Annotated in this window: 26 protein-coding genes; 13 read left to right on the forward strand and 13 right to left on the reverse strand. The window is 39.9% G+C overall.

What is annotated here, in order from left to right; genetic code table 11:
- Positions 1 to 63: 63 nt before the first annotated feature.
- From glnK to QQK02_RS11640, 3 genes are all read left to right on the forward strand, one after another.
- Entirely contained in the window at positions 64 to 402 is a 339-nt protein-coding gene (gene glnK / locus QQK02_RS11630) for a P-II family nitrogen regulator (RefSeq protein WP_284208211.1), read from the forward strand.
- A gap of 15 nt (positions 403 to 417) precedes the next feature.
- Positions 418 to 1,662 carry an ammonium transporter gene (locus tag QQK02_RS11635; RefSeq protein WP_284208212.1) on the forward strand — a complete coding sequence of 415 codons (1,245 nt, stop codon included), beginning with the start codon at positions 418 to 420 and terminating at the stop codon, positions 1,660 to 1,662.
- Positions 1,663 to 1,824: 162 nt separating this feature from the next.
- On the forward strand, positions 1,825 to 2,745 hold the full coding sequence (locus QQK02_RS11640; RefSeq protein ID WP_284208213.1) for a Dyp-type peroxidase: 921 nt from the start codon (positions 1,825 to 1,827) through the stop codon (positions 2,743 to 2,745).
- Between the two features lie 87 nt (positions 2,746 to 2,832).
- Here the strand turns inward: QQK02_RS11640 and argR are convergent, their stop codons facing one another.
- Positions 2,833 to 3,306, reverse strand: coding sequence for a transcriptional regulator ArgR (argR, locus tag QQK02_RS11645; protein ID WP_284208214.1), 474 nt, complete (start codon positions 3,304 to 3,306; stop codon positions 2,833 to 2,835).
- 248 nt (positions 3,307 to 3,554) lie between these two features.
- On the opposite strand from argR, the gene mdh reads away from it, so the two are divergent.
- A complete protein-coding gene (gene mdh, locus QQK02_RS11650; RefSeq protein ID WP_284208215.1) occupies positions 3,555 to 4,490 on the forward strand; it encodes a malate dehydrogenase in 936 nt (311 codons plus the stop codon).
- A gap of 111 nt (positions 4,491 to 4,601) precedes the next feature.
- Here mdh and QQK02_RS11655 read toward each other — a convergent pair whose 3' ends face one another.
- On the reverse strand, positions 4,602 to 4,997 hold the full coding sequence (locus QQK02_RS11655; protein ID WP_284208216.1) for a hypothetical protein: 396 nt from the start codon (positions 4,995 to 4,997) through the stop codon (positions 4,602 to 4,604).
- Positions 4,998 to 5,140: 143 nt separating this feature from the next.
- Between QQK02_RS11655 and QQK02_RS11660 the strand changes: the two genes are divergently transcribed.
- Entirely contained in the window at positions 5,141 to 6,082 is a 942-nt protein-coding gene (locus QQK02_RS11660) for a hypothetical protein (protein ID WP_284208217.1), read from the forward strand.
- 86 nt (positions 6,083 to 6,168) lie between these two features.
- Here QQK02_RS11660 and ispB read toward each other — a convergent pair whose 3' ends face one another.
- Positions 6,169 to 7,140: an octaprenyl diphosphate synthase gene (gene ispB, locus QQK02_RS11665; protein WP_284208218.1), complete on the reverse strand. Its 972-nt coding sequence runs from the start codon at positions 7,138 to 7,140 to the stop codon at positions 6,169 to 6,171.
- A 224-nt stretch (positions 7,141 to 7,364) separates the two neighbouring features.
- Between ispB and rplU the strand changes: the two genes are divergently transcribed.
- The 4 genes from rplU to folA all read left to right on the forward strand — a co-directional run bounded on the left by rplU (position 7,365) and on the right by folA (position 9,883).
- Positions 7,365 to 7,676 carry a 50S ribosomal protein L21 gene (gene rplU, locus QQK02_RS11670; RefSeq protein ID WP_284208219.1) on the forward strand — a complete coding sequence of 104 codons (312 nt, stop codon included), beginning with the start codon at positions 7,365 to 7,367 and terminating at the stop codon, positions 7,674 to 7,676.
- An 18-nt stretch (positions 7,677 to 7,694) separates the two neighbouring features.
- A complete protein-coding gene (rpmA, locus tag QQK02_RS11675) occupies positions 7,695 to 7,952 on the forward strand; it encodes a 50S ribosomal protein L27 (protein ID WP_284208220.1) in 258 nt (85 codons plus the stop codon).
- A 166-nt stretch (positions 7,953 to 8,118) separates the two neighbouring features.
- On the forward strand, positions 8,119 to 9,276 hold the full coding sequence (gene cgtA, locus QQK02_RS11680) for an Obg family GTPase CgtA (RefSeq protein ID WP_284208221.1): 1,158 nt from the start codon (positions 8,119 to 8,121) through the stop codon (positions 9,274 to 9,276).
- 115 nt (positions 9,277 to 9,391) lie between these two features.
- Positions 9,392 to 9,883: a type 3 dihydrofolate reductase gene (gene folA, locus QQK02_RS11685; protein ID WP_284208222.1), complete on the forward strand. Its 492-nt coding sequence runs from the start codon at positions 9,392 to 9,394 to the stop codon at positions 9,881 to 9,883.
- Positions 9,884 to 9,919: 36 nt separating this feature from the next.
- Here the strand turns inward: folA and QQK02_RS11690 are convergent, their stop codons facing one another.
- The 8 genes from QQK02_RS11690 to lptD all read right to left on the reverse strand — a co-directional run bounded on the left by QQK02_RS11690 (position 9,920) and on the right by lptD (position 19,970).
- Complete coding sequence (locus tag QQK02_RS11690) at positions 9,920 to 11,101, reverse strand: MFS transporter (protein ID WP_284208223.1); 1,182 nt, start codon at positions 11,099 to 11,101, stop codon at positions 9,920 to 9,922.
- Positions 11,102 to 11,185: 84 nt separating this feature from the next.
- Positions 11,186 to 13,204 (reverse strand): methyl-accepting chemotaxis protein, encoded by a 2,019-nt coding sequence (locus QQK02_RS11695; protein WP_284208224.1) that lies wholly within the window; start codon positions 13,202 to 13,204, stop codon positions 11,186 to 11,188.
- 166 nt (positions 13,205 to 13,370) lie between these two features.
- A complete protein-coding gene (locus tag QQK02_RS11700) occupies positions 13,371 to 14,183 on the reverse strand; it encodes a symmetrical bis(5'-nucleosyl)-tetraphosphatase (protein WP_284208225.1) in 813 nt (270 codons plus the stop codon).
- 3 nt (positions 14,184 to 14,186) lie between these two features.
- Positions 14,187 to 14,564, reverse strand: a complete 378-nt coding sequence (gene apaG / locus QQK02_RS11705) for a Co2+/Mg2+ efflux protein ApaG (protein ID WP_284208226.1) — start codon at positions 14,562 to 14,564, stop codon at positions 14,187 to 14,189.
- Between the two features lie 13 nt (positions 14,565 to 14,577).
- On the reverse strand, positions 14,578 to 15,390 hold the full coding sequence (rsmA, locus tag QQK02_RS11710; RefSeq protein ID WP_284208227.1) for a 16S rRNA (adenine(1518)-N(6)/adenine(1519)-N(6))-dimethyltransferase RsmA: 813 nt from the start codon (positions 15,388 to 15,390) through the stop codon (positions 14,578 to 14,580).
- Entirely contained in the window at positions 15,387 to 16,367 is a 981-nt protein-coding gene (pdxA, locus tag QQK02_RS11715; RefSeq protein WP_284208228.1) for a 4-hydroxythreonine-4-phosphate dehydrogenase PdxA, read from the reverse strand. The genes rsmA and pdxA overlap by 4 nt, the downstream gene beginning before the upstream one ends.
- A 3-nt stretch (positions 16,368 to 16,370) precedes the next feature.
- A complete protein-coding gene (gene surA / locus QQK02_RS11720; RefSeq protein WP_284208229.1) occupies positions 16,371 to 17,678 on the reverse strand; it encodes a peptidylprolyl isomerase SurA in 1,308 nt (435 codons plus the stop codon).
- A 15-nt stretch (positions 17,679 to 17,693) separates the two neighbouring features.
- Positions 17,694 to 19,970: an LPS assembly protein LptD gene (gene lptD, locus QQK02_RS11725; RefSeq protein ID WP_284208230.1), complete on the reverse strand. Its 2,277-nt coding sequence runs from the start codon at positions 19,968 to 19,970 to the stop codon at positions 17,694 to 17,696.
- A 147-nt stretch (positions 19,971 to 20,117) separates the two neighbouring features.
- Here lptD and QQK02_RS11730 point away from each other — a divergent pair, with 147 nt between their 5' ends.
- The 4 genes from QQK02_RS11730 to QQK02_RS11745 are packed head-to-tail and all read left to right on the forward strand — an operon-like array spanning position 20,118 to position 23,223.
- Entirely contained in the window at positions 20,118 to 21,161 is a 1,044-nt protein-coding gene (locus QQK02_RS11730; RefSeq protein ID WP_284208232.1) for an aminoglycoside phosphotransferase family protein, read from the forward strand.
- Positions 21,158 to 21,853, forward strand: a complete 696-nt coding sequence (gene murU / locus QQK02_RS11735; RefSeq protein ID WP_284208233.1) for an N-acetylmuramate alpha-1-phosphate uridylyltransferase MurU — start codon at positions 21,158 to 21,160, stop codon at positions 21,851 to 21,853. Before QQK02_RS11730 ends, murU begins: the two co-directional genes overlap by 4 nt.
- Before the next feature lie 8 nt (positions 21,854 to 21,861).
- Positions 21,862 to 22,662 carry a co-chaperone DjlA gene (gene djlA / locus QQK02_RS11740; protein WP_284208234.1) on the forward strand — a complete coding sequence of 267 codons (801 nt, stop codon included), beginning with the start codon at positions 21,862 to 21,864 and terminating at the stop codon, positions 22,660 to 22,662.
- 24 nt (positions 22,663 to 22,686) lie between these two features.
- Positions 22,687 to 23,223: a GNAT family N-acetyltransferase gene (locus tag QQK02_RS11745; protein WP_284208235.1), complete on the forward strand. Its 537-nt coding sequence runs from the start codon at positions 22,687 to 22,689 to the stop codon at positions 23,221 to 23,223.
- A 3-nt stretch (positions 23,224 to 23,226) separates the two neighbouring features.
- Here QQK02_RS11745 and QQK02_RS11750 read toward each other — a convergent pair whose 3' ends face one another.
- Positions 23,227 to 24,099 carry a DUF3530 family protein gene (locus tag QQK02_RS11750; RefSeq protein ID WP_284208236.1) on the reverse strand — a complete coding sequence of 291 codons (873 nt, stop codon included), beginning with the start codon at positions 24,097 to 24,099 and terminating at the stop codon, positions 23,227 to 23,229.
- 72 nt (positions 24,100 to 24,171) lie between these two features.
- Positions 24,172 to 24,837: an RluA family pseudouridine synthase gene (locus QQK02_RS11755; RefSeq protein ID WP_284208237.1), complete on the reverse strand. Its 666-nt coding sequence runs from the start codon at positions 24,835 to 24,837 to the stop codon at positions 24,172 to 24,174.
- Positions 24,838 to 24,839: the final 2 nt, after the last annotated feature.

Raw genomic sequence — 24,839 nt, forward strand, 5'->3', positions numbered from 1 at the left:
GTCTTTTATACTTGGCACAAGCTTTGTAACAAGTTATTAAAAAACACTTGTAGGGAAAATAATATGAAACTTGTCAGTGCGATCATAAAGCCTTTTAAGCTTGATGATGTAAGAGAAGCCATTTCAGAGATTGGCGTCGAAGGTTTAACGGTTAGCGAAGTTAAAGGTTTCGGCCGTCAAAAAGGTCATACCGAACTATATCGTGGTGCGGAATACCAAGTAGACTTTTTACCAAAAGTTAAATTGGAAGTTGCCGTAAATAGCGATGTGGCAGAGCGTCTAGTAGAAGCAATTAGCAAAGCAGCTTATACAGGCAAAATTGGTGACGGTAAAATTTTCGTTTACGACCTTCAACAAGCAGTACGTATTCGCACCGGCGAATTAGATACTCAAGCTATATAATAATAGGGGATAATAATGGAAGAGTTAGCAACAGTATCGACGACGGTTACCGAACTTCGTTTCGCCCTAGATACTTTTTACTTTTTAATTTCTGGTGCATTAGTTATGTGGATGGCAGCAGGTTTTGCCATGTTAGAAGCGGGTTTAGTTCGCTCTAAAAATACAACAGAAATCTTAACTAAAAATATTTGTTTATATTCAATTGCGTGTGTGATGTTCTTACTTGTTGGCTACAACATCATGTATGTCGACAATGCTGAAGGCGGCATTATTCCTAGCTTAGGTGCGCTAATTGGCACACAAGCTGCAGATGCTGACCACTCACTTGAGTCAGACTTCTTTTTCCAAGTTGTTTTCGTTGCAACAGCAATGTCAATCGTATCGGGTGCGGTTGCTGAGCGTATGAAACTTTGGGCTTTCTTAATCTTCACAGTGGTATTAACTGGTTTTATCTACCCAATGGAAGGTTACTGGACATGGGGCGGCGGTTTCTTATCAGCAGCAGGCTTCAGCGACTTCGCAGGTTCAGGTATCGTTCACATGGCAGGCGCTGCAGCAGCATTAGCAGGTGTATTATTACTAGGTGCTCGTAAAGGTAAATACGGCGAGAACGGTCAAATATTCCCAATTCCTGGTTCAAACATGCCTTTAGCAACATTAGGTACATTCATTTTATGGATGGGTTGGTTTGGTTTTAACGGTGGTTCTCAGTTAATGCTTTCTGACGTTGAAAACGCAACGGCTGTTGGTCAAATTTTCTTAAACACAAACGCAGCAGCAGCAGCTGGTGCAGTAGCTGCATTATTACTAAACAAGGCTGTTTGGGGTAAAGCTGACTTAACGATGATTTTAAATGGTGCATTAGCTGGTTTAGTAGCAATTACTGCTGACCCACTTTCACCTTCACCGTTATTTGCTTCATTAATTGGTGCGCTAGCGGGTGTATTAGTAGTGTTCTCAATCGTTGGTTTTGACAAAGTTAAGATTGATGATCCAGTAGGTGCTATCTCTGTTCACGGTGTTGTGGGTTTCTTCGGTGTAATGATCGTACCATTCAACAACGCAGATGCTAGCTTCGGCAGCCAGTTATACGGTGCATTGGTTATCTTCGGTTGGGTATTTGTAGCAAGCTTGGTAGTTTGGGCAATCTTGAAGAAAACAATGGGTATTCGTGTTAGCGATGAAGACGAGTACAACGGTGTTGATAAGTCTGATTGTGGTATTGAAGCTTACCCAGAGTTTGTTTCAGTAAACAGTTAATCAACTCATTAACCTATTAAAAAAAAGCGACTTCGGTCGCTTTTTTTGTATTAAGTCAATGTTAAGTTACGTAAGCTAAATTAGTTGTGAAACAAATAGTGTTCACATTTTAAATATGTGTAAAATAACAAGTAACTCACTTTCTCTATACAGGTTCAACTTATGGCAAGAGAACAATTTGGTGTTTGCTCAGAACCCAGTTTGCATGGCTACTATTTACTTTTTAACGTCGTTGATGATGACAATAGTTATTTAAGACAGGCGCTAAGTCGTATGCCGGAGCTCTTTGATAACTATGCAGATCGATTTTCTGAATCTAATTTAACCGGTGTTATTGCTATTGGTTCAAATTATTGGGATGAGCTATCACCTGATGCCAGGCCAAACCAATTGAAACCTTTTCCTACGATGAATAATGATGATCGTATAGCGCCGTCTACAAGTTTTGATTTATACATTGAAATCCGAAGTGATCGCGCTGACGTTAACCATATTGTGAGTTCTAAGGTCTGTGAATTATTGGGCTCAAGTGTTGAGCTAATAGAGCAAGTACGTGGCTTTAGATTCCTTGATGGCAGAGATTTAACGGGCTTTGTCGATGGAACAGAGAATCCACAAGGCTATCATCGCCGTGAAGTTGCCTTGGTAACAGATGAACAAGATAAAGACTTTTCAGGTGGCAGTTATCTACATATACAACGTTATCGTCACAATATGAAATTATGGCAAACCATCGAACAAAAAGAACAAGAAGATGTGTTTGGCCGCACTAAAATGGATAATGTCGAACATACCGATGAAGAGATTCATCCTTGTGCTCATATTAAGCGCGTCAATTTAAAAGATGACGACGGTAAAAGCATGGAAATATTGCGACAAAGCATGCCGTATGGTGATATGAAGGTCCAAGGGTTATTTTTCGTTTCATACTGTAATACGAGTTCACATTTTGAAAAGATGCTCGAGAAAATGATTCATAGTGATGGAGAAGGGCACTTTGATCATATGTTGAAATATACGCAAGCAGAAACAGGTTGTGCTTTCTTTGCTCCTAGCCTTAACTTTCTAAAGTCTTTAGCTTAAATCGCATAGAACAAGCAAATTAATGAATACATCAAATTAACGTTGGCGACGCTAGATATAGAATCGCCAACGCTGGTTTGCACTATCTTAAGAAAGGTTTTTCGAAAAAAGCTCTTCTAGCTTCTTAATCGTGTCGTTGATTTCGCTGACATCTGTTGGCGCAATGAAAATTGTATCGTCGCCGGCAATCGTGCCTAATACACCATCACTCTTACTTAAACTATCTAATAATCGAGCTATTAACTGCGCAGCGCCTGGGCTGGTGCGAATAATGATCATAACGTTGTTATGCTCAATATCTAGAACAAGCTGCTTTAACGGGCTTTTTGCCGTTGGAACACCAAGCTCCGCAGGTAAACAGTACACCATTTCTTGACGAGCATTGCGCGTTCTTACTGCGCCAAATTTGCTTAGCATACGTGACACTTTAGATTGGCTGATATTATCAAAACCTTGCGCTTTGAGTGCATCAACAATGTCACTTTGCGAGCCGAACTGCTCTTGTTTCAATAAATCTTTAAATGCTTGTACAAGCGCTTCTTGTTTTTGTTGAACTGTCATGGTTTTCTTATTCTATATTGAGGTAGGTTATACCAAAGTCTTATGGGGTATTTAGCCATAATCAGCTATCTTTTACCAGTAAAAGCCATTCGAAAGCATCGTTCCTAGTATTCGGTTGACTATAAAAGTCTGTTGGTAAGTCAACAAAGCACTTTTATAGGGCCGATATTGATTGTTTTTTCGTGATTTATGCTATATCTTTTGTGCACGAAAATTTTAAGTAAATACTCAAATTTTGGAGAGTCCCAATGAAAGTAGCTGTTTTAGGCGCAGCTGGCGGTATCGGCCAAGCGTTATCTTTACTTCTTAAAACTCAATTACCTGCTGGTTCTGAGTTAGCTTTATATGACGTTGCACCGGTTGTACCTGGTGTTGCTGTAGATTTAAGCCACATCCCGACAGCGGTTGACGTTAAAGGTTATGGTGCAGATGATTTAGCGCCAGCGTTATCAGGTGCTGACATTGTAATCATTCCAGCTGGTATGCCTCGTAAGCCAGGTATGGATCGTGCAGACTTATTCAATGTTAATGCTGGTATTATTAAAACACTCGCTGAAGGTATTGTTGCTAACTGTCCAAAAGCATTAGTAGGTGTTATCACAAACCCAGTAAACGGCACTGTGCCAATTGTTGCTGAAGTGTTTAAGAAAGCAGGTACTTACGAAGCTAACCGCGTATTTGGTGTAACGACACTTGACGTGATTCGTAGTGAAGCGTTTATTGCTGAATTAAAAGGCGTAAATGTTGCTGATGTGAAAGTGCCAGTAATTGGTGGTCACTCAGGTACAACTATTTTACCACTTCTTTCTCAAGTTGAAGGCGTAACGTTTAGCGAAGAAGAAGTTGCTTCATTAACACCTCGTATTCAAAACGCAGGTACTGAAGTTGTTAATGCTAAAGCGGGCGGTGGTTCTGCTACATTATCAATGGGTGCTGCTGCAGCACGTTTCACGATGTCTCTTATCAAAGGCTTACAAGGTGAAGACGTTGTTGATTATGCATACGTAGCCGTTGAAAATGGTGATGCTGAATACTTCGCTCACCCAGTACGTTTAGGTGCAAATGGCGTTGAAGAAATTTTATCTTACGGTGAGTTAAGTGCTTTTGAACAAAAAGCTAAAGAAGATATGCTTGCTACATTAAACAAAGACATTCAAGAAGGTGTTGATTTTATCAACGGCTAATCGATGTTTTTGAGAAAAAAGCCGCTTTAAGCGGCTTTTTTTATGTCTGATAAATCATATTAGCAAATGATATTTTAATAAGTAGGGGGAGTTATTGTCGCGATAAGATGTTTACGGTGAATTCGCAAGTTTCTTACTCAACCATTGAAGGGCGTCTTCTTTGGTAGAAAAGTTTTCGACTGTTTGCTGATTAATTGAAGGCGAGTGTGCCGTTACTATACTTGTTGTTACTCGGCTTTTTACGACAAAGGCTTTGGCCACTAGCGGTTTATCGTTTAACCACTGATTATAAGCTTCTAATACTTTAAAGGCTTCTGGAGTTGCACCTTCCATTAAAAGGTTATCAACGAGAATGGCAAATGGTTGGCTCCCTAACTGGTCGACTCTATCTTTAAAACCATTGGTATAGTCATAAGCGCCTTCTTCGTTAAAAGAGCCTATGGCTTTAGCAATAATAATATTATCTTCAACGGTGAATAATACTTCACCATGTTGCTCACCAAGCATTACTACTCACCTGTTAAGTTACTGCGTATTTCAATTTATTTTCTGTTATTTGATGAGTCTACGTGATTTTTTCACTTTAGACAAAGTGTAAATATATTGTTAATATTGGTTTTTTTGTTAACTGCTTTTATTAAGGGACTAAAATGGCTAAAACACTTAATGTTATCCTATTTCTGATGATTGTTTTATTAGGCTATAGCAATTATCAACAGGGCAATAAAATTGCTGAGCTTTATATCAAAAATGCGCAGCTAGCAAACCAAATAAACTCAAACCAAGAAGCGCAAGCCAATTCAATCGACGCTGATATAGAGCAACCGCAAGTAGTCGCTAAATCAATAAAAAATGATTCACTAGCAGCAGCTCTTCACAAAGAAACACAACACAGTGAAACAGTTTCAGATAGTAAAGTGCAAGCCAATTCTCCATTAAAAGCGCTGCAATCACCTGAAATGCAAGAGATGATGCAGTCTGATTTTATGAAGCAACAATTGAAATATCAGATGAAAAATCGACTCCCACCGTTATACGAAGCATTGTTTGATGAGTTGCAACTAGACGATGCGCAGCGAGAGACGTTGATGAGTTTGATTATTGATGAACAGATTGTCCAAACCCAATACGCAATGGAATATACGTATCAGTCGTCTGAAGAAAAGCAAGATTTCGAACCATACCAAGAAAGTGAAGACTATCAAAAATCACTCGAAGTCTTGATTGGCCCAAGTGGTGTTGAAAGTTACAAGGCATACGAAAAATCACTACCGTTGCGCCAAGAGTTAATTATGTTTAATGCGCATACGTCTCCTGATTTAGTCTTATCAAGCGAACAAATGAACTCAATGATTGACTCTGTAACGCAGATTCAAGAACCAGATGACATAAGAGACAGTATGGATATGATGTCACTTGTTCAAGAAGGTAAGTTAGACGAAGTACGTGATCGGTTAATGGAAAAGCAACAAAAGACACTGGAGCAGTCGGCCAATATATTAACTGAGCAACAGCAAGCAAGTTATCAAACTTACTTAAATCAGCAAATGCAAATGCAAATTGCAGGGTTAAAGATGATGGCAAATATGTAGCTAATCATCACTGGCTATTATGCGCCAATACTAAAGAAAAAGGCCAGCATTAATGCTGGCCTTTGTAATACAAGTTTATAAGAGCGCTAGGCTGAACGATTCGCTGCTATATGAGCTAATGCAATAAGCGCTGTTTTATGCTCTGAGTCTGGCAATACATGCAACGCTTGAATTGCTTTGTCGGCTTCTTTTTCAGCTTGTTGCTGGGTATAACGCAGTGAGCCTGTTGCTTCCATGGCGGCCATTATTTCATCTAAATGGTCCATGCCTGTGCAATTCTCGATGGCGTCAGCGATCAGTTGACGCTGATGCTCATTACCATTTACCATCGCATAAAGTAACGGTAGTGTCGGTTTACCCTCTGCTAAGTCATCACCAACATTTTTACCCATTTCTTTTGCGTCAGCGGTGTAATCCATAATATCATCAACTAATTGAAATGCCGTACCTAGGTGTTTACCATAGTCAGCCATCGCAGTTTCTATCGTTTCATCTTGGTTTGATACAACTGCCGCTAAACGAGTCGCTGCTTCGAACAGCTTTGCCGTTTTGCAATAAATCACTTCCATGTAACTTTCTTCGGTTGTACTTGGGTCATTGCAGTTCATTAATTGCAGTACTTCACCTTCTGCAACAATATTGGTAGCGTCAGAAAGGATCTTCATGATCTTCATATTATTTAAACCGACCATCATTTGAAATGAACGGGTATATAGGAAGTCACCGACAAGTACGCTAGCACTATTGCCAAATAAGGCGTTTGCCGTTTCTCGACCTCGACGCATCATAGATTCGTCAACAACGTCATCATGCAATAATGTAGCCGTATGAATGAACTCAATGATCGCGGCGATCGAAATATGATCCTTTCCTTGATAATTGAGTGCACGAGTCGCCAAAACTGATAACATAGGGCGCATTCGCTTGCCACCAGAATTGACAATATAGATACCAAGCTGATTAATTAACGCGACGTCAGATTGAACTTGTTGGTAAATGAGATCATTAACACTTGTCATGTCTTGTTGAGCAAGTGCTTGTATTTGTTTTATTTCCATTGCAGATGTTAGCGCTTAAAAACAGCAAAATTGAGCAGATAATAGTGATGAAGTTTACACGAAAATTAGTGTAAAAGAACACTCCAAATTGAATCGTAAAAAAAATACACAAAACATGTGATTTATACTTGCGATCATCTAATCCTTCGCGTAGAATTCGCGCCCTATATTTTTAAATTTAAAGCGTCTTTATTGTACAAAGTAAGGCGCAGTACGGAGTAGCTATGTACGCGGTATTCCAAAGTGGTGGTAAACAGCACCGTGTGACTGAAGGCCAAGTGGTTCGCTTAGAAAAGTTAGAACTTGAAGTTGGTTCATCAGTAGATTTTGATAACGTTTTAATGATCGCTGACGGCGAGAACATCAATGTAGGCGCACCTTACATTGCTGGCGGTAAAGTAACAGCTGAAGTTGTTACTCAAGGCCGTGCAGACAAAGTTAAGATTGTTAAATTCAAACGTCGTAAGCATTCACGCAAACAAGCGGGCCATCGCCAATGGTTCACTGAAGTGAAGATTACTGGTATTAACGGCTAATTTTAGGAGCATTTTAAAATGGCACATAAGAAGGCAGCAGGTAGTACCAAAAACGGTCGTGATTCAGAAAGTAAACGCCTAGGTGTTAAGCGCTTCGGTGGTGAGACTGTTTTAGCAGGTAACATTATCGTTCGTCAACGTGGTACTAAATTCCACGCTGGTACTAACATGGGTATCGGTAAAGACCACACTTTATTCGCTTTATCAGATGGTAAAGTTCAGTTTGAAGTTAAAGGTCCTAAAAACCGTAAGTTTGTTAGTATCGTAGCTGAATAAGTTTCGAAACTGTATGAAAAACCCCGCAGTTGAGCGGGGTTTTTTTTTACCAGTAAAAAATGAAACTGGCAGTTGAATACAAAAGCCTACAAAGATCTTTTAGCTAAGTTATTAAGATCGCTTATAATAGGTGAGTACAAACAATTTTGGAGTGTCTTAAAAGACCATGAAATTTGTAGATGAAGTAGAAATCAGAGCAGAAGCTGGCGATGGCGGTAACGGTATCGTAAGTTTTCGTCGTGAAAAATATATTGAGTTTGGTGGTCCAAACGGCGGCGACGGCGGCGACGGCGGTGATGTATATCTCATTGCTGATGAAGGCTTGAATACGTTAATTGATTATCGATTCGAGCGTTTCCATCGAGCAAAACGTGGTGAAAATGGCCAAAGTCGAGATTGTACTGGTAAAAGTGCAGATCCTTTATACCTCAAAGTACCTGTTGGTACGCGTGCGATTGATGTTGATACTGGTGAGCAAATTGGTGACTTGACTAAACATAAGCAAACCTTAATGGTTGCTAAAGGTGGTTGGCACGGTCTTGGTAATACGCGTTTTAAAAGTTCAACAAACCGCGCACCACGTCAATGTACAAAAGGCACCCCAGGTGAAATTCGTAATATACGCTTAGAATTATTATTGCTTGCTGATGTTGGCTTACTTGGTTTGCCAAATGCAGGTAAATCAACGCTTATTCGCAGTGTCTCTGCAGCCAAACCGAAAGTCGCTGATTACCCATTTACAACGCTAGTGCCTAATTTGGGTGTTGTGCGTTTAGACTCTCAGCGTAGTTTCGTTATCGCTGATATCCCCGGTCTTATTGAAGGTGCGGCTGATGGTGCAGGTTTAGGGACTAAATTCCTTCGTCACTTAGAGCGTTGTCGTATTTTACTTCATGTTGTTGATGTATTACCTGTCGATGGCAGCGATCCTGTCGACAATGCAAAAACGATCATCAATGAACTAGAAGAGCATTCACCAAAGCTTGCAGCTAAACCTCGTTGGTTAGTGCTTAATAAACTTGATTTGTTACTTGAAGAAGAAGCACAAGAAATAACTGAGCGCATTATTAAAGAGCTAGATTGGCAAGGCGAAGTTCGTTCTATTTCGGCATTTGGTAAAATGGGTACAGATGATTTGTGCCAAAGCTTAATGACCTTCATTGAAACATTGCCGACGGTTGTCGAAGAAGAGCAAGACGAAGAGTCTGTTGAGTTTAAGTGGGATACTTACCACGAAGAAACAATTGCAGATTTCGACGATGATCTCGATGATGATGATTGGGATGAAGACGAATACGACGTAGAAGTTGAATATCGTAAGTAATTAATTAAACTTTCGATATAAAGTATTAAGGCGCAATTACTTTGGTAATCGCGCCTTTTTGATCGTGTCTGCTTTTGTTAAGATGCGTGCAGTTTTTATTTATTTTAGCTTTTATATGACAACTCTATCTATGATCGTTGCGCATGCCAGCAACCGCATAATTGGTAAAGATAACGATATGCCATGGCACTTGCCAGCCGATCTGGCGTATTTCAAACAAACGACTTTAGGTAAGCCTATCATCATGGGGCGTAAAACCTATGACTCTATAGGTAGGCCATTACCAGGTCGAAAAAACATCGTCATTTCACGCGATACTGCATTAACTATTGAAGGTGTTGACGTTGTACAAAGTGTTGAGCAAGCACTGGCATTAGTTCAAGATGTTGAAGAGATAATGGTGATTGGTGGTGGTGCTATTTATGCGCATTGTATGCCTAAAGCTGACCGACTTTATATTACTCATATTGATGCAGATATCGATGGTGATACACAATTTCCTGCCTATGATCTTGCTCATGATTGGCAACAACTCAGCACCGAATTGCGCACAGCAGATGAGCGCAATGCCTACGATTTACGTTTTAACGTTTACCAACGAAAATAAGCAGTTAAGTTAGTATATAAGGCATAACCTTAGGGGTTATGCCATTCTCTTCTTATATCGCCATTCATGACCTTGCTCAGGTGTTTTTGGGATAAGTATCGAAAGCATTAGTGAGCAAGCGGCAAAACCGGCACCGACATAAAAGACGAGTGAACTGTCTACCATCCAAACGGCGCCTAATATCGCAGGAATAACAACTGCAGCAATATGATTAATTGAAAAGCTGACGCCGGCTGTTGCGGCGATATCTTCAGGACGGGCAATTTTCTGGAAGTAGGTTTTTATGGCAATTGCCAAGGCAAAAAATAGATGGTCGACAACATACAGTATAGCCGCCGCCATACCCGTTTCGACCAGGCCGTAAGCAATAAACAAAATAATTAAACCGACATACTCAAAAATCAATATGTTGCGTTCACCAACCTTGCCAATTAACTTTCCTATGCGGGCTGCAAATATCCAGTTAAATACATAGTTAATTAAAAATAACGCACTGATATCAGCAACAGAATAATGAAACTTTTCAACCATTAAGAAGCCTGCGAACACAACAAAAATTTGTCTTCTAGCACCGCTGAAAAAGGTTAACGCGTAAAATAACCAATAATCTTTTCGAAGAATGAGCTTTTTAGATTGGCTGTGCGGTTGTTCAAATGACGAGAATGCAAAGTACATTAATAACGCCATAACGAGCGCGAAAAAGCCAAATAATGCATAGGTTGACTGATAACTCCAGCCGGCATAATCCATGAGTATCCAAACACTGCCATAAGCTAGCAATGACCCAACAGACTTGGCCGAAAGTAAACGCCCCATAAAGTGAGCCGTTTTTTCTTTGTCGATCCATTGAAGTGTTAGGGATTGATTGACTGTTTCAAAGTAGTGAAAACCCGTCGACATTAATAAGGTTGTTAAATACAAGCCATAAGTTGAAGGAAAAAAACCTGTTAAGCCAACGCCTAATGCTGTGACAGCTAAAGAAATAATTGCTAACTTTTGTTCTTTTAAAAACAATAATAAATAAACTGCGGTAAACGCTAAAAATCCTGGTATTTCACGAATACTTTGTAAAATACCTATTTCTTCGCCGGTAAAACTTGCTTGCTCTATAACGAAGTTATTAAGCAATACCATCCACACAGAAAAAACTAACGGCATCGTAAAGGCCATTGCCATGAGTAAGACTTCAGGTTGATCGTATTTTTTGGCTAGTTTCATTGATATTAGCTTTGAGAAGAAAAGATTATTATGACAATAAAAAAGGCTGGTGAATACCAGCCTTTTATGAATTTACGTTTAGCGTTATAACTTAAATTCTTGTACCGACTGTTGAAGTTCTTCAGATAAGCGAGCTACCTCAGAACTTGATGAAGCGGTTTGTTTCGAACCCGCCGTTGTTTGTTCAGCAATCGCCACAATTGATTCTAAGTTTTCACTGATTTCGTGAGCAACAACACTTTGCTCTTCTGCTGCGGTCGCAATCTGGCTAGAGCGGTCGTAAGCTTCATGCACTGCATGCGTAATAGTTTCAAGGGCTTTATCGGCCATTTCTGATTGCTCTACACAGTTAACAGCTTGTGCTTTACCAGTGTCCATAACTGATACCGCTTTCTGTGCACCTGTTTGTAGCGCTTCAATCATGTTTTGAATTTCTTGCGTTGACTCTTGCGTACGACTTGCTAACGTTCGCACTTCGTCGGCAACAACGGCAAAACCACGGCCTTGCTCACCGGCTCGTGCTGCTTCAATTGCTGCGTTTAGTGCAAGTAAGTTCGTTTGCTCAGCAATACCTCGAATAACATCCAATATACCACCGATAGACGCACTATCTTGTTGTAGTTTATTAATAACTTGTGAGGCAGATTCAACTTCGCTCGCCAATGCTTCAATGGTTTCACGGTTTTTATCTGAAATACCTTTAACACGTTCAGCTTCATCATCCGCTTGTTTGATCTCACCTAATGCGTCATTAGCACTTGATAGTACGCTTTGTGAAGTAGAGCTCATTTCGGTTGTTGCAGATGCAGCTTGTTCTACTTGGTTGCGCTGCTCTTCAATCGCTGTTGTACTTTGGGCAGTAACTGCTGAGGTTTGCTCTGCCGCAGCCGCTAGTTGAGTTGAGCGACTCACGATACCTTGAATCAAGCTTCGTAGGCTATCAATTAACATGTTACAGTTGCTAGCTAGCGTTGCAAATTCATCTTGACCACTGTCGTCTAATTTGTGAGATAAATCACCCGATGCAACAATCTTAAGCATGTCATTAACACGGCCTAGTGGGCGTATGATGCTCATTAAGGTGAAAAACGAAATAATGATAGCTAAAGTAATAGAAACAAGCATAATCACGATAGTTTGTGTTGTACCTGAACTTACAGCACCACCAACACTCTTAGCTGCTTGAGACGTTGTTCTGTTTGCTAATTCAACTTGCTTGCCAAGAATACTATTTGCAGCATCAATTAAATTTTCAGATTCAATTAACTGCGCTTTAGCTGAGGCTTCAGTGTTTAACTGGCTATTCTTAACATTGATTAGGCTATTTGAACCGTCAAGTATGTCGACAATCTCGTTAATAAGGTCGTTTAAATCATCAGCAATGTCAGAAACACCCGCATCGACTAAGTTACTTGAAATGTAACGAACTTGAGCTAGCATCTCATTTTTTGAACTACCTAATTCACGCGTAATAAAGTCAGCCGTTTGCGTTGATGCAGTATCACGATATTCGTATGCCGAAGATACGATAGCATTTAATACTGTTTCAAGGTTTTCACCAGCAGAAATTGAAGATGCTAACTTGGTATCGGCAAGGTCATGGTCAGCTAAATCAAGCAAGATAGTCGCTGCGTCATCGGCCTTTTCTTCGAGAATATCGACTTGATCAACTAGAATTGACGTTAAATTGATATTTTCAGTTCGAGAAGCAAACACTTGGCTTGTCGCACTTTTTAACGACATAAATGATGATTCTACACTTTTCACGTTGCTGGCTAGTTGAGGCTCAGATGAAACTGTTGATTTCAAGCGCTTTAGCGTCTTAGTAAAGCGATCTTCAATTGCTTGATACTCTGTCTTGTTAGCATTTATTGATTCAAGATCAGATTGATAAAATGCTTTTAACGTGACGTTACCCATTTTAGCTATCGCGGTTGCTAACTCGTTACTACCTTGAAGCGTAGGGGTTGCAAGTTCATTTTGTTGTTTTGCTGAATCACTAATTGTATCGAGATTCATAATCGACATTAAACTTGTGATGACAAGTAGGAGAGATAAAATGGTAAAGCCACCAATTATTTTCATCGCTACAGTTAATTTCATAGATACCACCAATTTTAAACGCTAACTCAATGAAGGATATTATAATTCTCTAAAATTACTTATCGGTCCATTTGAAAAAATATTTAGAGCTTTTTGCAGATTATAACAACTGTTGTGAGTTTTACACCTTTAGTTACAAATTGCCGAAGGAAAATGTGTGTTTAGTTTAGAGATATGAATTTTGTGTTAATAACTTGCCTGATTTCACTTTGATCATCGTAAGATGGTTTCCCCAGACACAGCCAGTGTCGAGTGCGATAATATTCTTGAGTCCTGTTTCACCCATTAAGGCAGCCCAATGACCAAAATACCATGTGATGTTTTTCTGCTCTTCGGTCAATAACGTAAACCAAGGCTTAACATCTTTTGGAGCATCTTCAGGGGATGACTTGCAATCAAACTCTAAACTGCCATCTTGATAACAAAATCGCATGCGGGTAAAGGCATTGACAGTAAACCTAAAGCGCTCTGTTTTCGTCGCTACTTGGTGCCAACTATTTGGCGTGTTGCCGTACATCCGAGTCAACCACTTTTCTCTGTCTTTTGCACGCAGTCGCTTTTCAACAAACTGAGCGTTTTCGATGGCTTGGGTTAGTGTCCACTGTGGTGAAATGCCGGCATGAGATAAATATGATTTACCATCGGGTAATGGCAGCATTAAAGGGAATTGGGCTAGCCACTCGATAATACTATTAATGTTTTTGCTTGCTAGTAGGTTGTCTAATTTGTCAGATTTTTTAGCTTTTTTTATGCCATAATAAATCGACATTAAATGTAAGTCATGGTTGCCCAAAACACTATTAAAGCTATCGCCTAAACTTTGTAGGAATTCAATAGTGGCTAGCGAATCACTTCCTCTGGCAACAATATCGCCAGCTGACCAGAGCTGATCCTTATTTTTATCAAATTTTGCTTTTTCAAGCAGCGCTTTTAATTCTTTATGGCAACCTTGAATATCGCCAACGATATAAAGCGCCATAAGTTAATTGATAATGTTAGGCATCGCTAAGGTAAACACCTTGATAGGTGCTTTAACTTTTGTGCCGTCTTCTTGAATAAAAACGTAAAAGCCTTCCATTGTGCCAAGTGGGCTCTTTAATATACAGCCGCTGGTATAGGTATAGCTTTGATTAGGTTGAAGAATGGGTTGTTGTCCTACAACGCCGTCACCTTCAACCGTATTGGTTTCGCCTATTGAATCGGTGATGAGCCAAGAACGAGATAATAATTGGCTGCTATGCTCACCACGATTAGTGATAGTAATGGTATATTGAAACATATACCTATCTTCACTTGTCAGCGACTGTTCAGGTAAAAATTCAGCGTCTACCTGAACGTCGATCCATGTTGTCGTTTCCATATCTAGCATAAGATTAAGCTTGCTGTTTTTGTTTGGTGACGATATTAGCTAACGTAATAAATTGATCAATGGTCAAGTTTTCAGGACGTAATGTTGGATCAATATCATGGTCAATAAGTATTTGAGCATCAATTAGCTTTTTAAAGCTATTACGAATCGTCTTGCGACGTTGATTAAATGCTGTCAAACACACTTGATTTAAGTCTTCCAATGCCTCTACTGGATTCGCTATTTCTTTATGAGGAATTAAGCGAACAATGGCTGAATCAACTTTGGGTGCAGGCGTAAATGCCTCTGGACCAATTTCCATGACCGGGATAACCTGACATTGATACTGAGTCATGATAGATAGTCGACCAAAGGCTTTCGTGTTAGGTGCCGCAGCCATGCGATCAACCACTTCTTTTTGCAACATAAAGTGCATGTCTTGCACACTATCTTTAAAGCTCAGTAAATGAAAAATAAGCGGTGTTGAAATGTTATAAGGCAAATTACCAAAAATTCTTAGGGGCTTTTCTTCGGTCGCTAATTCTCTAAAATCAAATTTTAATGCGTCTATTTCATGAATGGTTAGTTTCGAAGCCAAAAATGGGTGGTGACGTAAACGATGAGCTAAGTCTCTATCTAATTCTACAACGGATAACTTGCCTGCACGGTCGACCACGGGCTCTGTTAATGCACCTAAACCTGGGCCAATCTCTACTAGATTTTCACCTGGTTCAGGGTTAATAGCATCGACGATGCTTGAAATAATGGCATCATTATTCAGGAAGTTTTGGCCAAAGCGCTTTTTAGCTTGATGACCTAAGTGACTATTTTTACTCATGATTTGTTTTGACTTAATAATATGGCGCTATCGATTGCAGCTATGAAACTGCCATTATCTGCTTGGTTAGTGCCGGCTAAATCAAGAGCAGTACCATGATCCACAGAGGTGCGAATAAATGGTAAGCCAAGTGTGATATTTACCGATTGTCCAAAGCCTTTGTATTTTAACACAGGTAAGCCTTGATCATGGAACATTGATAAAATCGCATCGGCATCTTCTAAATATTTTTCTTGGAAAATGGTATCGGCAGGTAAAGGACCTATGATGTTAATGCCTTCTGCACGCAAAATATCAAAGGTTGGATTCATTACTTCAATTTCTTCTTTACCTAAGTGACCGTCTTCTCCCGCGTGCGGATTAATGCCACAGGCATAAATTTTAGGGGATTGAATGCCAAACTTAGTTTGTAAATCATGGTGAAGTATTCTAGTGACTTTACTTAAGCGCTCTGGCGTAATCGCTCTAGAAACATAAGCTAAAGGAATATGCGTTGTCACTAATGCAACACGTAAACCTTCAGTTGCCAACATCATGACAACATCAGTGCAGTTTGCTTGCATCGCAAAGTATTCAGTGTGGCCACTAAATGCAATACCTGCTTGGTTAATTAACCCTTTATGCACTGGGCCTGTGACAACCGCTGCAAACTCACCAGACATATTTTTTTCACTAGCAATGCGTAGTGTTTCGACGACGTATTGGCCGTTATTGGGGTTTAATTCGCCAGCTCGGCAAGTATCACCTAAAGGCACATCTAAAACAGTAATGACGCCGGCAGAAACGGCGTCACTGTTGTCTGGATCATAATCAACCAAAGAGATAGGCAGGTTAAGTAGCGCTGCGCGCTCAATAAGTAACTGCTTTGATGCAACTACAACTAGCTGGATAGGCCATGCTTGTTGAGCAATATTGATGATTAAATCGGGGCCAATACCTGCTGGTTCGCCAGGTGTAATTGCAATTCTAAGGCTCATTCGTTATTCCTGATCGAAAATTTCTATATAAGCTTCGTCACGTGTTTCTTTAATCCAACGCGCACTTTCCATACCGAATTTACGGTTGTAAAGCATTTGATAAGCCTTGTTTTCATTCATTTGTGCTGTAGCATCAAGCATTCTTCTGCCTGTTAATTGGGTAATATGCCAACCAAATGAACTTCGAAACGGCTTACTGTATTCGTCAATGTCTAAACTTGCTAAGGTGTCTCTAAATGCTGGATCGTATTTATTTGGATCCGACCACCCTAAATCACCACCACGCACAGATGTAGGGCCTTCAGAGTGCTCTTTTGCTAGCTCAGCGAAATCAGCTTCACCCGCTGCAATTTGATCTAAGAAGCCTTGTAGCATCTCTTCTGCTTTTGCTTCACTTAAAATGATAGTTGGTTTGATAAGAATATGACGAGCCTTAACTTCTTCCACTTCTACAACTTCACGGCCACGAACATCAAGAATTTTTACAATACTAAAACCTAACCCTGTGCGGATTGGCCCGAATACCTCACCTTTTTTCTTACCGTCGATAACTTCTGCAAATAATGTAGGTAATTCATTGATTGTTTTCCAACCTATACTACCACCGTCAAGTGCATTCGCATCACCTGATGACGCAATAGCAATTTTACGGAATTCAGAACCGTTATTGAGTAACTCAATAACTTTATCAGCACGTTTTTTCGCCGCATCTAAATCAGCTTGCTTTGGCTCAGGTGGAAACTCAATTAAAATGTGACCGATATTGTATTCTTCATTTTGGCTCGTTTGCTGTTTCATTGTTTCTAGCAAATTCGCTACTTCTTGGGGTGAGATATAAATACGACGACGAACACTTGCTCGTCTTACTTCACCAAGCACTAATTCGTTACGTACACTTTCTCGGTATGCTTCATAGCTCATACCGTCATTGACGATAATTTGGCGAAACTGCTCTAAAGACATGTTATTTGATTTTGCTAAATTCAGAATTGTTTCATCTAGCTGCGCATCACTAATTTGAACACCCATACGGTCACCTAATTCAAGAATAAGTGCTTCGTTAATGAGTTTGTCCATGACTTGTACGCGAATAGCCGTATCAGAAGGTAAGGTCTGGCTCTTCGCTTTAGCTTGCGCTTTAACGTTTTTAATCATGTCTTGTACTTCTGATTCAAGTACTACCGTTGAGTTAACAATCGCAGCAACGCGGTCAACTTCTTGCTCGGCACTATGACTTAAAGACGGGCTTAATGCACCAATACTCAGCAGTGCAACTACTAATAAGCTTTTTAAAGATAATATTGTTTTCATTAATTTTCGTTCTAGTTAATTTTTAAGAAAATACGGTTTTTTATAGCCAAAGATGCTCGAATTTAACATATCTTGAGCTGATAATGATGACTTATTGCCACTTAGGCCTGTTATCACTAACTGTAACACAAACCCGCTGTCGAATTCATCGCGGTTTTGGTTGTTAATGTCATTATCATCAATCGTTGTATTAATATGCCTATGATAAGCAAATCTAACAGCCCAACAACAACTTTGATATTGCACACCTAAGTAACTTTCTAAGCTTCGGTTTTTACGCATATCTTGCGTAACACGGCCAACTAATTGCCAGTTTTCTGAAACTTTGGTCGTGCCAAGCAAAGAAAGTTGTTCGAGTGTTTCTGTTGAGACATTGCGAATGTAACGATGGTTCAATTGAATTGAATGTTTTCTGCTAGGCAGGTAATCAACGCTAAACTGACTTTTATTGGTTTTTTGATCATGGGTGTCGTATTGAAGGTCGCCACTAAACTGCCATTTTCTATGTAGTTGGAAGTAAACATCTGCTGCTAAGGCTGATGTTTCATCGTCGACAATTAAGCCATTTGCAGTTACGCTTTCCTGAGCATCAAAATAGTTAATTTGACCTATACTTGCGCGAAATACTTCATTAGAGCTTGGATCTAAAATACGTGATGTTACACCCCAAGATAACTGGTTAGCAGCGGCTATTCTGTCTAAACCACTCCAGCGTCTATCTCTAAATAATCCGTCATAATCGTCTTGTAGTGGTGCTGAATCGTATATGCCAATCGTACTTTGGTCTTCATCGCCAACATACAGATATTGTAATTGCGGTTCTAAAGTTTGGGTGTAACCGGCTTTGCTCATAGCGCGATCAAAGTTAATACCACCGTGAATACGCGCTTTGGGTAAAGTTCGAGTCACTGACTCACTCAAGGTGCTATCAGGCGTTAAGTTGTCTTGTTCGTAATGGGTTTGCAATAACTTAAATTCAGAATTTAAAAAGTAAGCAGGGGTCGCGATAGGGAATGTCATACCCGCTTCAATATGATAACGATCAGCTTCAGGTAGTGAGCTATCTCGATTAGTAAATCGAGAATATTCAGAGTAGAGCTCAAATACTCCGCCAACACTATCCATGTCGAAGGCGCCATCAAATTCTATTTGAGGTAAGGTTTTGTAGCTTTGAATATAATTACCTAAAACCTCAAAGTCTTGGGTTTTAGCTGTTAGTTGCCAGTCTTTGGCAAAATAAGAGATTTCACCAATTTGATATAAGTAGGCGTCAGACGAATTGTAATGTTCGCTGCCAATATCAACTAAATAATTGTCATCACTGATCGATGTGTAATCTACGTAAACGCGAAAGTTATCGTTAAATGTCCCGAAGTGTTGAAAACGCCCTAAATAACGCGCTTCTTCGCCGGCAGCGCCTGTTAACTCTTTATCTTTATTTAAGTATTCAAAATTAATAGCACCTTGCTGCTCACCTTGAAGGTAACGAAATTCTGAATTCAATAATAAGCCACGCTTAGACATATAATGAGGCGTAATCGTCGCATCCATATTGGGTGCTATGTTCCAATAAAATGGCGCTTCAACTTCAAAACCAACGTTGCTTGATGAACCAATTTTAGGGTAGAGGAAACCAGTTTTTCGTTTGTTAGTTACAGGAAAGTTAAAGTAAGGTACGTATAAAACAGGTACATCAAAAACACGCAAAACGGCATTGTATACTTCACCCACATTATCTTGTTCAGAAATATAAATTTGGCCTGCTGAAATTTGCCAATCGGGTACTTCGCCTAAACAAGTCGTGTAGGTTGAATCAACTAAGCTAAGCGAACCATCAGCATTGACGTATATGATACTTGCGCCACCATGGCCAGGGTTGCTACTTAATTGGTAGGAAGCATCACTTAACGTTGTACTTAAGTTTTGTTTGTCAGCATTTAGATGCTCAGCAAATACATTAACGCCTTCACTTTGAAAGTGAATGCTACCCGATGCGTCTAGGCTTTCGGTTTCGCGGTTAAAGGCTAAGGAATCTGCTTTGATTGACTGACCATTTTGGCTCATCAGAACATTGCCATCAAACTTGGCTAAACGATTCTTTTCAATAAACGCATGATCTGAGCTAATTTGAATGAAGTCTTTGGGTAGCATATCCGATACTTCCATGACTTTTGCGTACGATGGAATTGGGCATGTCAATTCTTCACTTTTTTCGGTAGTGTTTGCTGCGTGTGAGAAACTAGAGAAGAACACACAGCTAAACGCCCATTTTAGGAAACGGTTACAGAGCATCTAATATCCGAAATAATATAAATTCTTGGGTTATTGTTATAATTTTTGCATTATAACACGAGTTTATTCGATTAAGCGTTTATCTTAGAACAATTTTTACCAATTTGTTAACAGAAATTTTATTCGCAATGTAGGAAGAAATCGCACGTGGCGACAGATCGTAGTTTATTGTTTAATGCTTGGCTTTTTAAGCAGTTAAGCCAGTTAAAACAAACCCATATTAGTAAAGAAAACGTAGAAATTGCCTCACTTACAGGCGATGCCGGTTTCAGGCAATACTTTCGTATCGTTTTAGCACCTGATGATTCTTTTATCGCTGTTGATGCGCCACCTGCGTTATCTAATAATTGCGCATTTGTAAATGTCGCCAATGCCTTAGAAAATAATCAAGTGCCTGTGCCATCAGTGCTCGCGTTTGATGAAACTAACGGTTTCATGATGCTTGAAGATCTAGGTGATAGACAATTCTTTGATGTGATTGCACAAGAGGAATTATTACCTTGGTATAAAAAAGCCATTGATGAGTTAGTCAAAATAACCACACTAGATTATCAAGGTGCATCGCTTGAACTCCCCGAATATAACGATGCTTTTGTCTTAACTGAGCTCTCTATTTTCACTCAATGGTTAGTCGGTGAGTATTTAGCGATTGAGTTAACGCCAGAGCAACAACAGCATATTGAGCATACTTTCAATGTGTTAATTCAAAACGTTGCTGATCAGCCTCGGGTGATGATGCATCGAGATTTTCATAGCCGAAATTTAATGGTTCAACATGATCAAATTGCAATAATTGATTTCCAAGATGCAGTGCAAGGCTCAATAACCTATGACATTGTTTCTCTTTTGCGTGATTGTTACAAACAGCTTTCTTGTGAGGAAATCTCAGCTTTATTCGATTATTATTTATCGAAAATCAGAATAAATGAGCAACTTGCGGTACAGACCAAAGATGTCGACAAATCAAGATGGCAACGCTGGTTTGATTTGATGGGAATGCAACGCCACATAAAAGCCAGTGGTATTTTTGCCCGCTTGTCACTTCGCGATAACAAACATGGCTATTTGAATGATATCCCACTAACCCTTAGATACATTATTGAAGTAAGTAGTCACTATCCAGAGCTGGTTTGGTTTGGCCGTTTTGTTGAAAAAGACATTTTACCTCAAGTGTTGAGGAAGCTTTCATGAAGGCCATGATTTTAGCGGCGGGAAAAGGTGAGCGTATGCGCCCTTTAACCAATCAATGCCCAAAGCCTATGTTGAAAGTTTTTGGCAAGCCTTTACTTGAACATCACCTTATTCAACTAAAAAAAGCAGGTGTTACAGACGTTGTCATCAACCATGCATGGTACGGTGAAAAAATTGTCGAGTACTTTGGTGATGGCAGCCAGTGGCAAATGAATATCCGTTATAGCAAAGAAGAGGTGGGAGCATTAGAAACAGCAGGTGGCATTATTAATGTTTTATCGACATTTAATGACGAACCTTTCTTATTAGTTAACGGAGATGTTTTCTGTTTACTTGATTATACCAAGTTGAGTTTTAACGTTAATGCTTCAGCCCATATCGGTTTAGTGAAAAATCCCGAGCATAATCTCACCGGTGATTTTCAGTTAGTTGAAGGGCAAGTCGTTTTGCCTAAAAATACTGATGATGAAACCTATACTTATTCAGGAATTGCGGTGTTACGAGCTAAACTCTTTACACCATACTTGCATCATCAAGGGCCATTGTCTTTAGGGACAGTATTAAAGTCGGCCTGTCAGGAAGGGCTGGTTAGTGGACAAGTGATTGAAACACCGTGGACCGATGTTGGCACGCCTGAGCGACTAGAACAACTTAATCAACAAGCCCAAGAAAACGGCTTTAAGGAAATTTAAACAGTATCATGAGAGTTTGGGGCAAGGTTTTTGGCTTTTTATTTGGCTTTATGCTGTCTAAGAATATCTTTGGCGCATTATTGGGCTTGTGGTTAGGGCATAGTTTTGATCGTCGCCGCCATTTAAATTTTAATTTTCAGTCAACTGATGGTGATTTAAATGCGCAAGCAGCTTTTCTTTATACAACCTTTTCAGTGATGGGTTACGTTGCTAAAGCAAAAGGGCGTGTAAACGAGCATGAAATAAAGTTTGCTAGCCAATATATGGATAAAATTGGCTTAAAAGGCGAGTTGAAGCAACAAGCGCAAGATGCCTTTAGAGAAGGTAAATTGGCTGGCTTTCCGTTAGAGCAGCGCATCGCAAAATTTATGGAAAGTGCCAAAGGTCGTCATGATTTGATCTTAATGTTTCTTGAAATTCAAATTCAGCTAGCACTTGCTGATGGTGTGCTGGTTACAGAAGAAAAAGATGCACTGCGCCAAATAGCAACATTACTCGGCGTTTCGGCTCAAGAGCTTGATCGATTGCTTGATATGATTAGCGCTGGGGCTCAGTTTCACGGTCATCAAAGTGGCCGTTCATCGCAGCCTTCGCCGAAGCACCAGTTGGCTAGTGCTTACAAGCTATTAGGTGTTGAAAAAGGAGACGATAAGAAAACCATTAAGAAAGCTCATCGTAAACTCATGTCTCAACATCACCCAGATAAACTTGTCGCGAAAGGTCTGCCGCCTGAAATGATGAACGATGCCAAGCAAAAAGCGCAAGATATACAAGCGGCGTATGATTTGATTATGGCAAATGTTGATTAACGAGAGCATGAATAAGGAAGGGCTATGGAAGTTTCTTTATATACCGAAAATGAGCTAAATGACGTTGTTGCTGTATATGTTGAGGCCTTTAGCAAATCTGAAGGTGAGAACGAAGGTCTGGTTATTGGTGAGTTAGCCAAAGCGCTATTAGAAACAACGCCTAGCCAAGATATTTATTGCTTTGTAGCTAAGCAGCATCAACAAATTATTGGTGTCATTATTTTTAGTCGTATGATATTCGAAGAGCCACTTCAAAGCTTTATTTTGTCACCGGTAGCCGTTAATTCACTGTCCCAAAAACAAGGTGTCGGGCAGCAGTTAATTACCGAAGGCATTGAGTATTTAAAAAAACAGGGGGTTACGCTCGTGTTTACTTATGGTGATCCTGCCTATTACAGCAAGGTGGGTTTTGACGTGATCACGGAAAGGCAAATTAAGGCGCCACAGCCTTTATCTTTTCCTCATGGTTGGTTGGCTCAAAGCCTCTCAGGTGATGATATTCCAATATTAACAGGCGACAGTATTTGTGTCGCTGCGCTAAATAAAGCGCAATATTGGTAAAGCCTACCAGCCCATTGATGCGAGCCAGCCTTCAATCGCCTTACGCGTATTCTCTTGTGGATAGTAGCCGGTAGCAAAGTTATTCAGTTTGTATTGACGGTATTCAACTTTGAGATTTCGCGTACTTTCTTTTTGTCTCATCTTAACGCTTGGCTCTACTCTCATATTGTCATGCTTGAGGTATAGATCTAAGGTCGGCAGTTCACTCTCACTGACGGCTTTAGCAAAGGCTAAATCTTGTTGGTCGGTTAGTTGATAAGCACTCAACATAATGAATGCTTGTGGCACTGGGATAGCCGCTTCTTGATAAAGAGACATTAAGAAGCCTGCGTTACTGCCTGCAGTCGCAACCAAAATAGCGCCTTGTTGTTGTTGCGCTTTTTCCATGACATTTACCATCAACGCCTGTAACTGACGAAGGTAATCATCCAATAATGCTTTATTCTGTGTTGCTCTTTCTTCTTCAGTAATAGCGGTTGAAGGGTAATTCTCAGGCATGGCCGGCGGTTGAATACTGATCGTGGTATAACCCATATCAGGCAATGTTTTTGCTAGATACGCTAAATGTTGTGCAGGTGCGATAAAGTCATGCCAATCAGGCAGCAACAATACCGTCCCTTTATTGATTGGCGTATTACTTTTTTGCTCAAGTAGCGCATGTGATTGAGTACCAATTAAAGTTTCTGTGACTTGATTTAAATAGTGTTTAATATCATCTTGCTGTTGGCTGAAGTAGTCGGCAGGTGGCACTAAAACACGTTGTGATTCATTCTTATTTGCTTCTGAGTCTTGCGCCACTGCAGGCAACATAAAAAACAATGTAACGCTTAATAGAAAAGCTAAATAGATCAAAGATTGGTTTTTATATTTTGTCATCACAGGTGCCTAATTGTGCTTCAATACTACATCGGTATACTTGTCAAAAACTTGAGTGATAGTTAACGAAATTTAAAAAGGACAAGGTGCTTCTAACGATAGTTTTTCATTAGTAACGGGGTGATGAAAACTAATTGTATAAGCATGCAATTGCAGTCGTTCACTTAGTGCTAATGCACTATCATGTGCATATAGGCGATCGCCAATAATAGGGTGTCCTAGTGATAACATATGTACGCGTAATTGGTGCGAGCGCCCGGTAATTGGTGTTAATTCGACTAAGCTGGTTTCTTCTTCAATTGCCAGTACCTGAAATTTGGTTATTGAAGGCTTACCATGTTCATGGTCAACTTTTTGTTTAGGACGGTTCGGCCAATCACAAATAAGCGGCAAATTCACTTCACCTTCAGTTTTATCAAGGTGCCCATACACGCGGGCACGATACTTCTTACTGACTTTGCGTTGTTCAAATTGTCTTGATACATGAACATGGGCAGGCTTATTCAACGCCATGATCAGTAAACCTGACGTTGCCATGTCGAGTCGATGTACTATGGTAGCTGTTGGTAATACTGACTTTACTCTATTTTCTAAGCAATCTTGGTGCTCAGGCAAACGCCCAGGCACTGAAAGCAAACCGCTCGTCTTGTTTAATACGACGATGTCATTATCTTGATAAACGATATCAAGGTAAGGCGACATTGGCGGTCGATAAATAAAGTCAGGATTAGCTACCATAA

Origin of the sequence: Thalassotalea eurytherma (assembly GCF_030161415.1) — a bacterium.
GTDB lineage: Bacteria > Pseudomonadota > Gammaproteobacteria > Enterobacterales > Alteromonadaceae > Thalassotalea_G > Thalassotalea_G eurytherma.

Coding starts and splice junctions, on each gene's coding strand:
- mdh (WP_284208215.1), top strand. CDS start 3,555: ATGAAAGTAGCTGTTTTAGGCGCAGCTGGCGGTATCGGCCAAGCGTTA.
- rpmA (WP_284208220.1), top strand. CDS start 7,695: ATGGCACATAAGAAGGCAGCAGGTAGTACCAAAAACGGTCGTGATTCA.
- QQK02_RS11755 (WP_284208237.1), bottom strand. CDS start 24,837: ATGGTAGCTAATCCTGACTTTATTTATCGACCGCCAATGTCGCCTTAC.
- QQK02_RS11660 (WP_284208217.1), top strand. CDS start 5,141: ATGGCTAAAACACTTAATGTTATCCTATTTCTGATGATTGTTTTATTA.
- lptD (WP_284208230.1), bottom strand. CDS start 19,970: ATGCTCTGTAACCGTTTCCTAAAATGGGCGTTTAGCTGTGTGTTCTTC.
- surA (WP_284208229.1), bottom strand. CDS start 17,678: ATGAAAACAATATTATCTTTAAAAAGCTTATTAGTAGTTGCACTGCTG.
- QQK02_RS11700 (WP_284208225.1), bottom strand. CDS start 14,183: ATGGCGCTTTATATCGTTGGCGATATTCAAGGTTGCCATAAAGAATTA.
- djlA (WP_284208234.1), top strand. CDS start 21,862: ATGAGAGTTTGGGGCAAGGTTTTTGGCTTTTTATTTGGCTTTATGCTG.
- argR (WP_284208214.1), bottom strand. CDS start 3,306: ATGACAGTTCAACAAAAACAAGAAGCGCTTGTACAAGCATTTAAAGAT.
- QQK02_RS11655 (WP_284208216.1), bottom strand. CDS start 4,997: ATGCTTGGTGAGCAACATGGTGAAGTATTATTCACCGTTGAAGATAAT.
- rplU (WP_284208219.1), top strand. CDS start 7,365: ATGTACGCGGTATTCCAAAGTGGTGGTAAACAGCACCGTGTGACTGAA.
- QQK02_RS11750 (WP_284208236.1), bottom strand. CDS start 24,099: ATGACAAAATATAAAAACCAATCTTTGATCTATTTAGCTTTTCTATTA.
- pdxA (WP_284208228.1), bottom strand. CDS start 16,367: ATGAGCCTTAGAATTGCAATTACACCTGGCGAACCAGCAGGTATTGGC.
- folA (WP_284208222.1), top strand. CDS start 9,392: ATGACAACTCTATCTATGATCGTTGCGCATGCCAGCAACCGCATAATT.
- QQK02_RS11640 (WP_284208213.1), top strand. CDS start 1,825: ATGGCAAGAGAACAATTTGGTGTTTGCTCAGAACCCAGTTTGCATGGC.
- QQK02_RS11635 (WP_284208212.1), top strand. CDS start 418: ATGGAAGAGTTAGCAACAGTATCGACGACGGTTACCGAACTTCGTTTC.
- QQK02_RS11690 (WP_284208223.1), bottom strand. CDS start 11,101: ATGAAACTAGCCAAAAAATACGATCAACCTGAAGTCTTACTCATGGCA.
- glnK (WP_284208211.1), top strand. CDS start 64: ATGAAACTTGTCAGTGCGATCATAAAGCCTTTTAAGCTTGATGATGTA.
- apaG (WP_284208226.1), bottom strand. CDS start 14,564: ATGGAAACGACAACATGGATCGACGTTCAGGTAGACGCTGAATTTTTA.
- cgtA (WP_284208221.1), top strand. CDS start 8,119: ATGAAATTTGTAGATGAAGTAGAAATCAGAGCAGAAGCTGGCGATGGC.
- rsmA (WP_284208227.1), bottom strand. CDS start 15,390: ATGAGTAAAAATAGTCACTTAGGTCATCAAGCTAAAAAGCGCTTTGGC.
- murU (WP_284208233.1), top strand. CDS start 21,158: ATGAAGGCCATGATTTTAGCGGCGGGAAAAGGTGAGCGTATGCGCCCT.
- QQK02_RS11745 (WP_284208235.1), top strand. CDS start 22,687: ATGGAAGTTTCTTTATATACCGAAAATGAGCTAAATGACGTTGTTGCT.
- ispB (WP_284208218.1), bottom strand. CDS start 7,140: ATGGAAATAAAACAAATACAAGCACTTGCTCAACAAGACATGACAAGT.
- QQK02_RS11695 (WP_284208224.1), bottom strand. CDS start 13,204: ATGAAATTAACTGTAGCGATGAAAATAATTGGTGGCTTTACCATTTTA.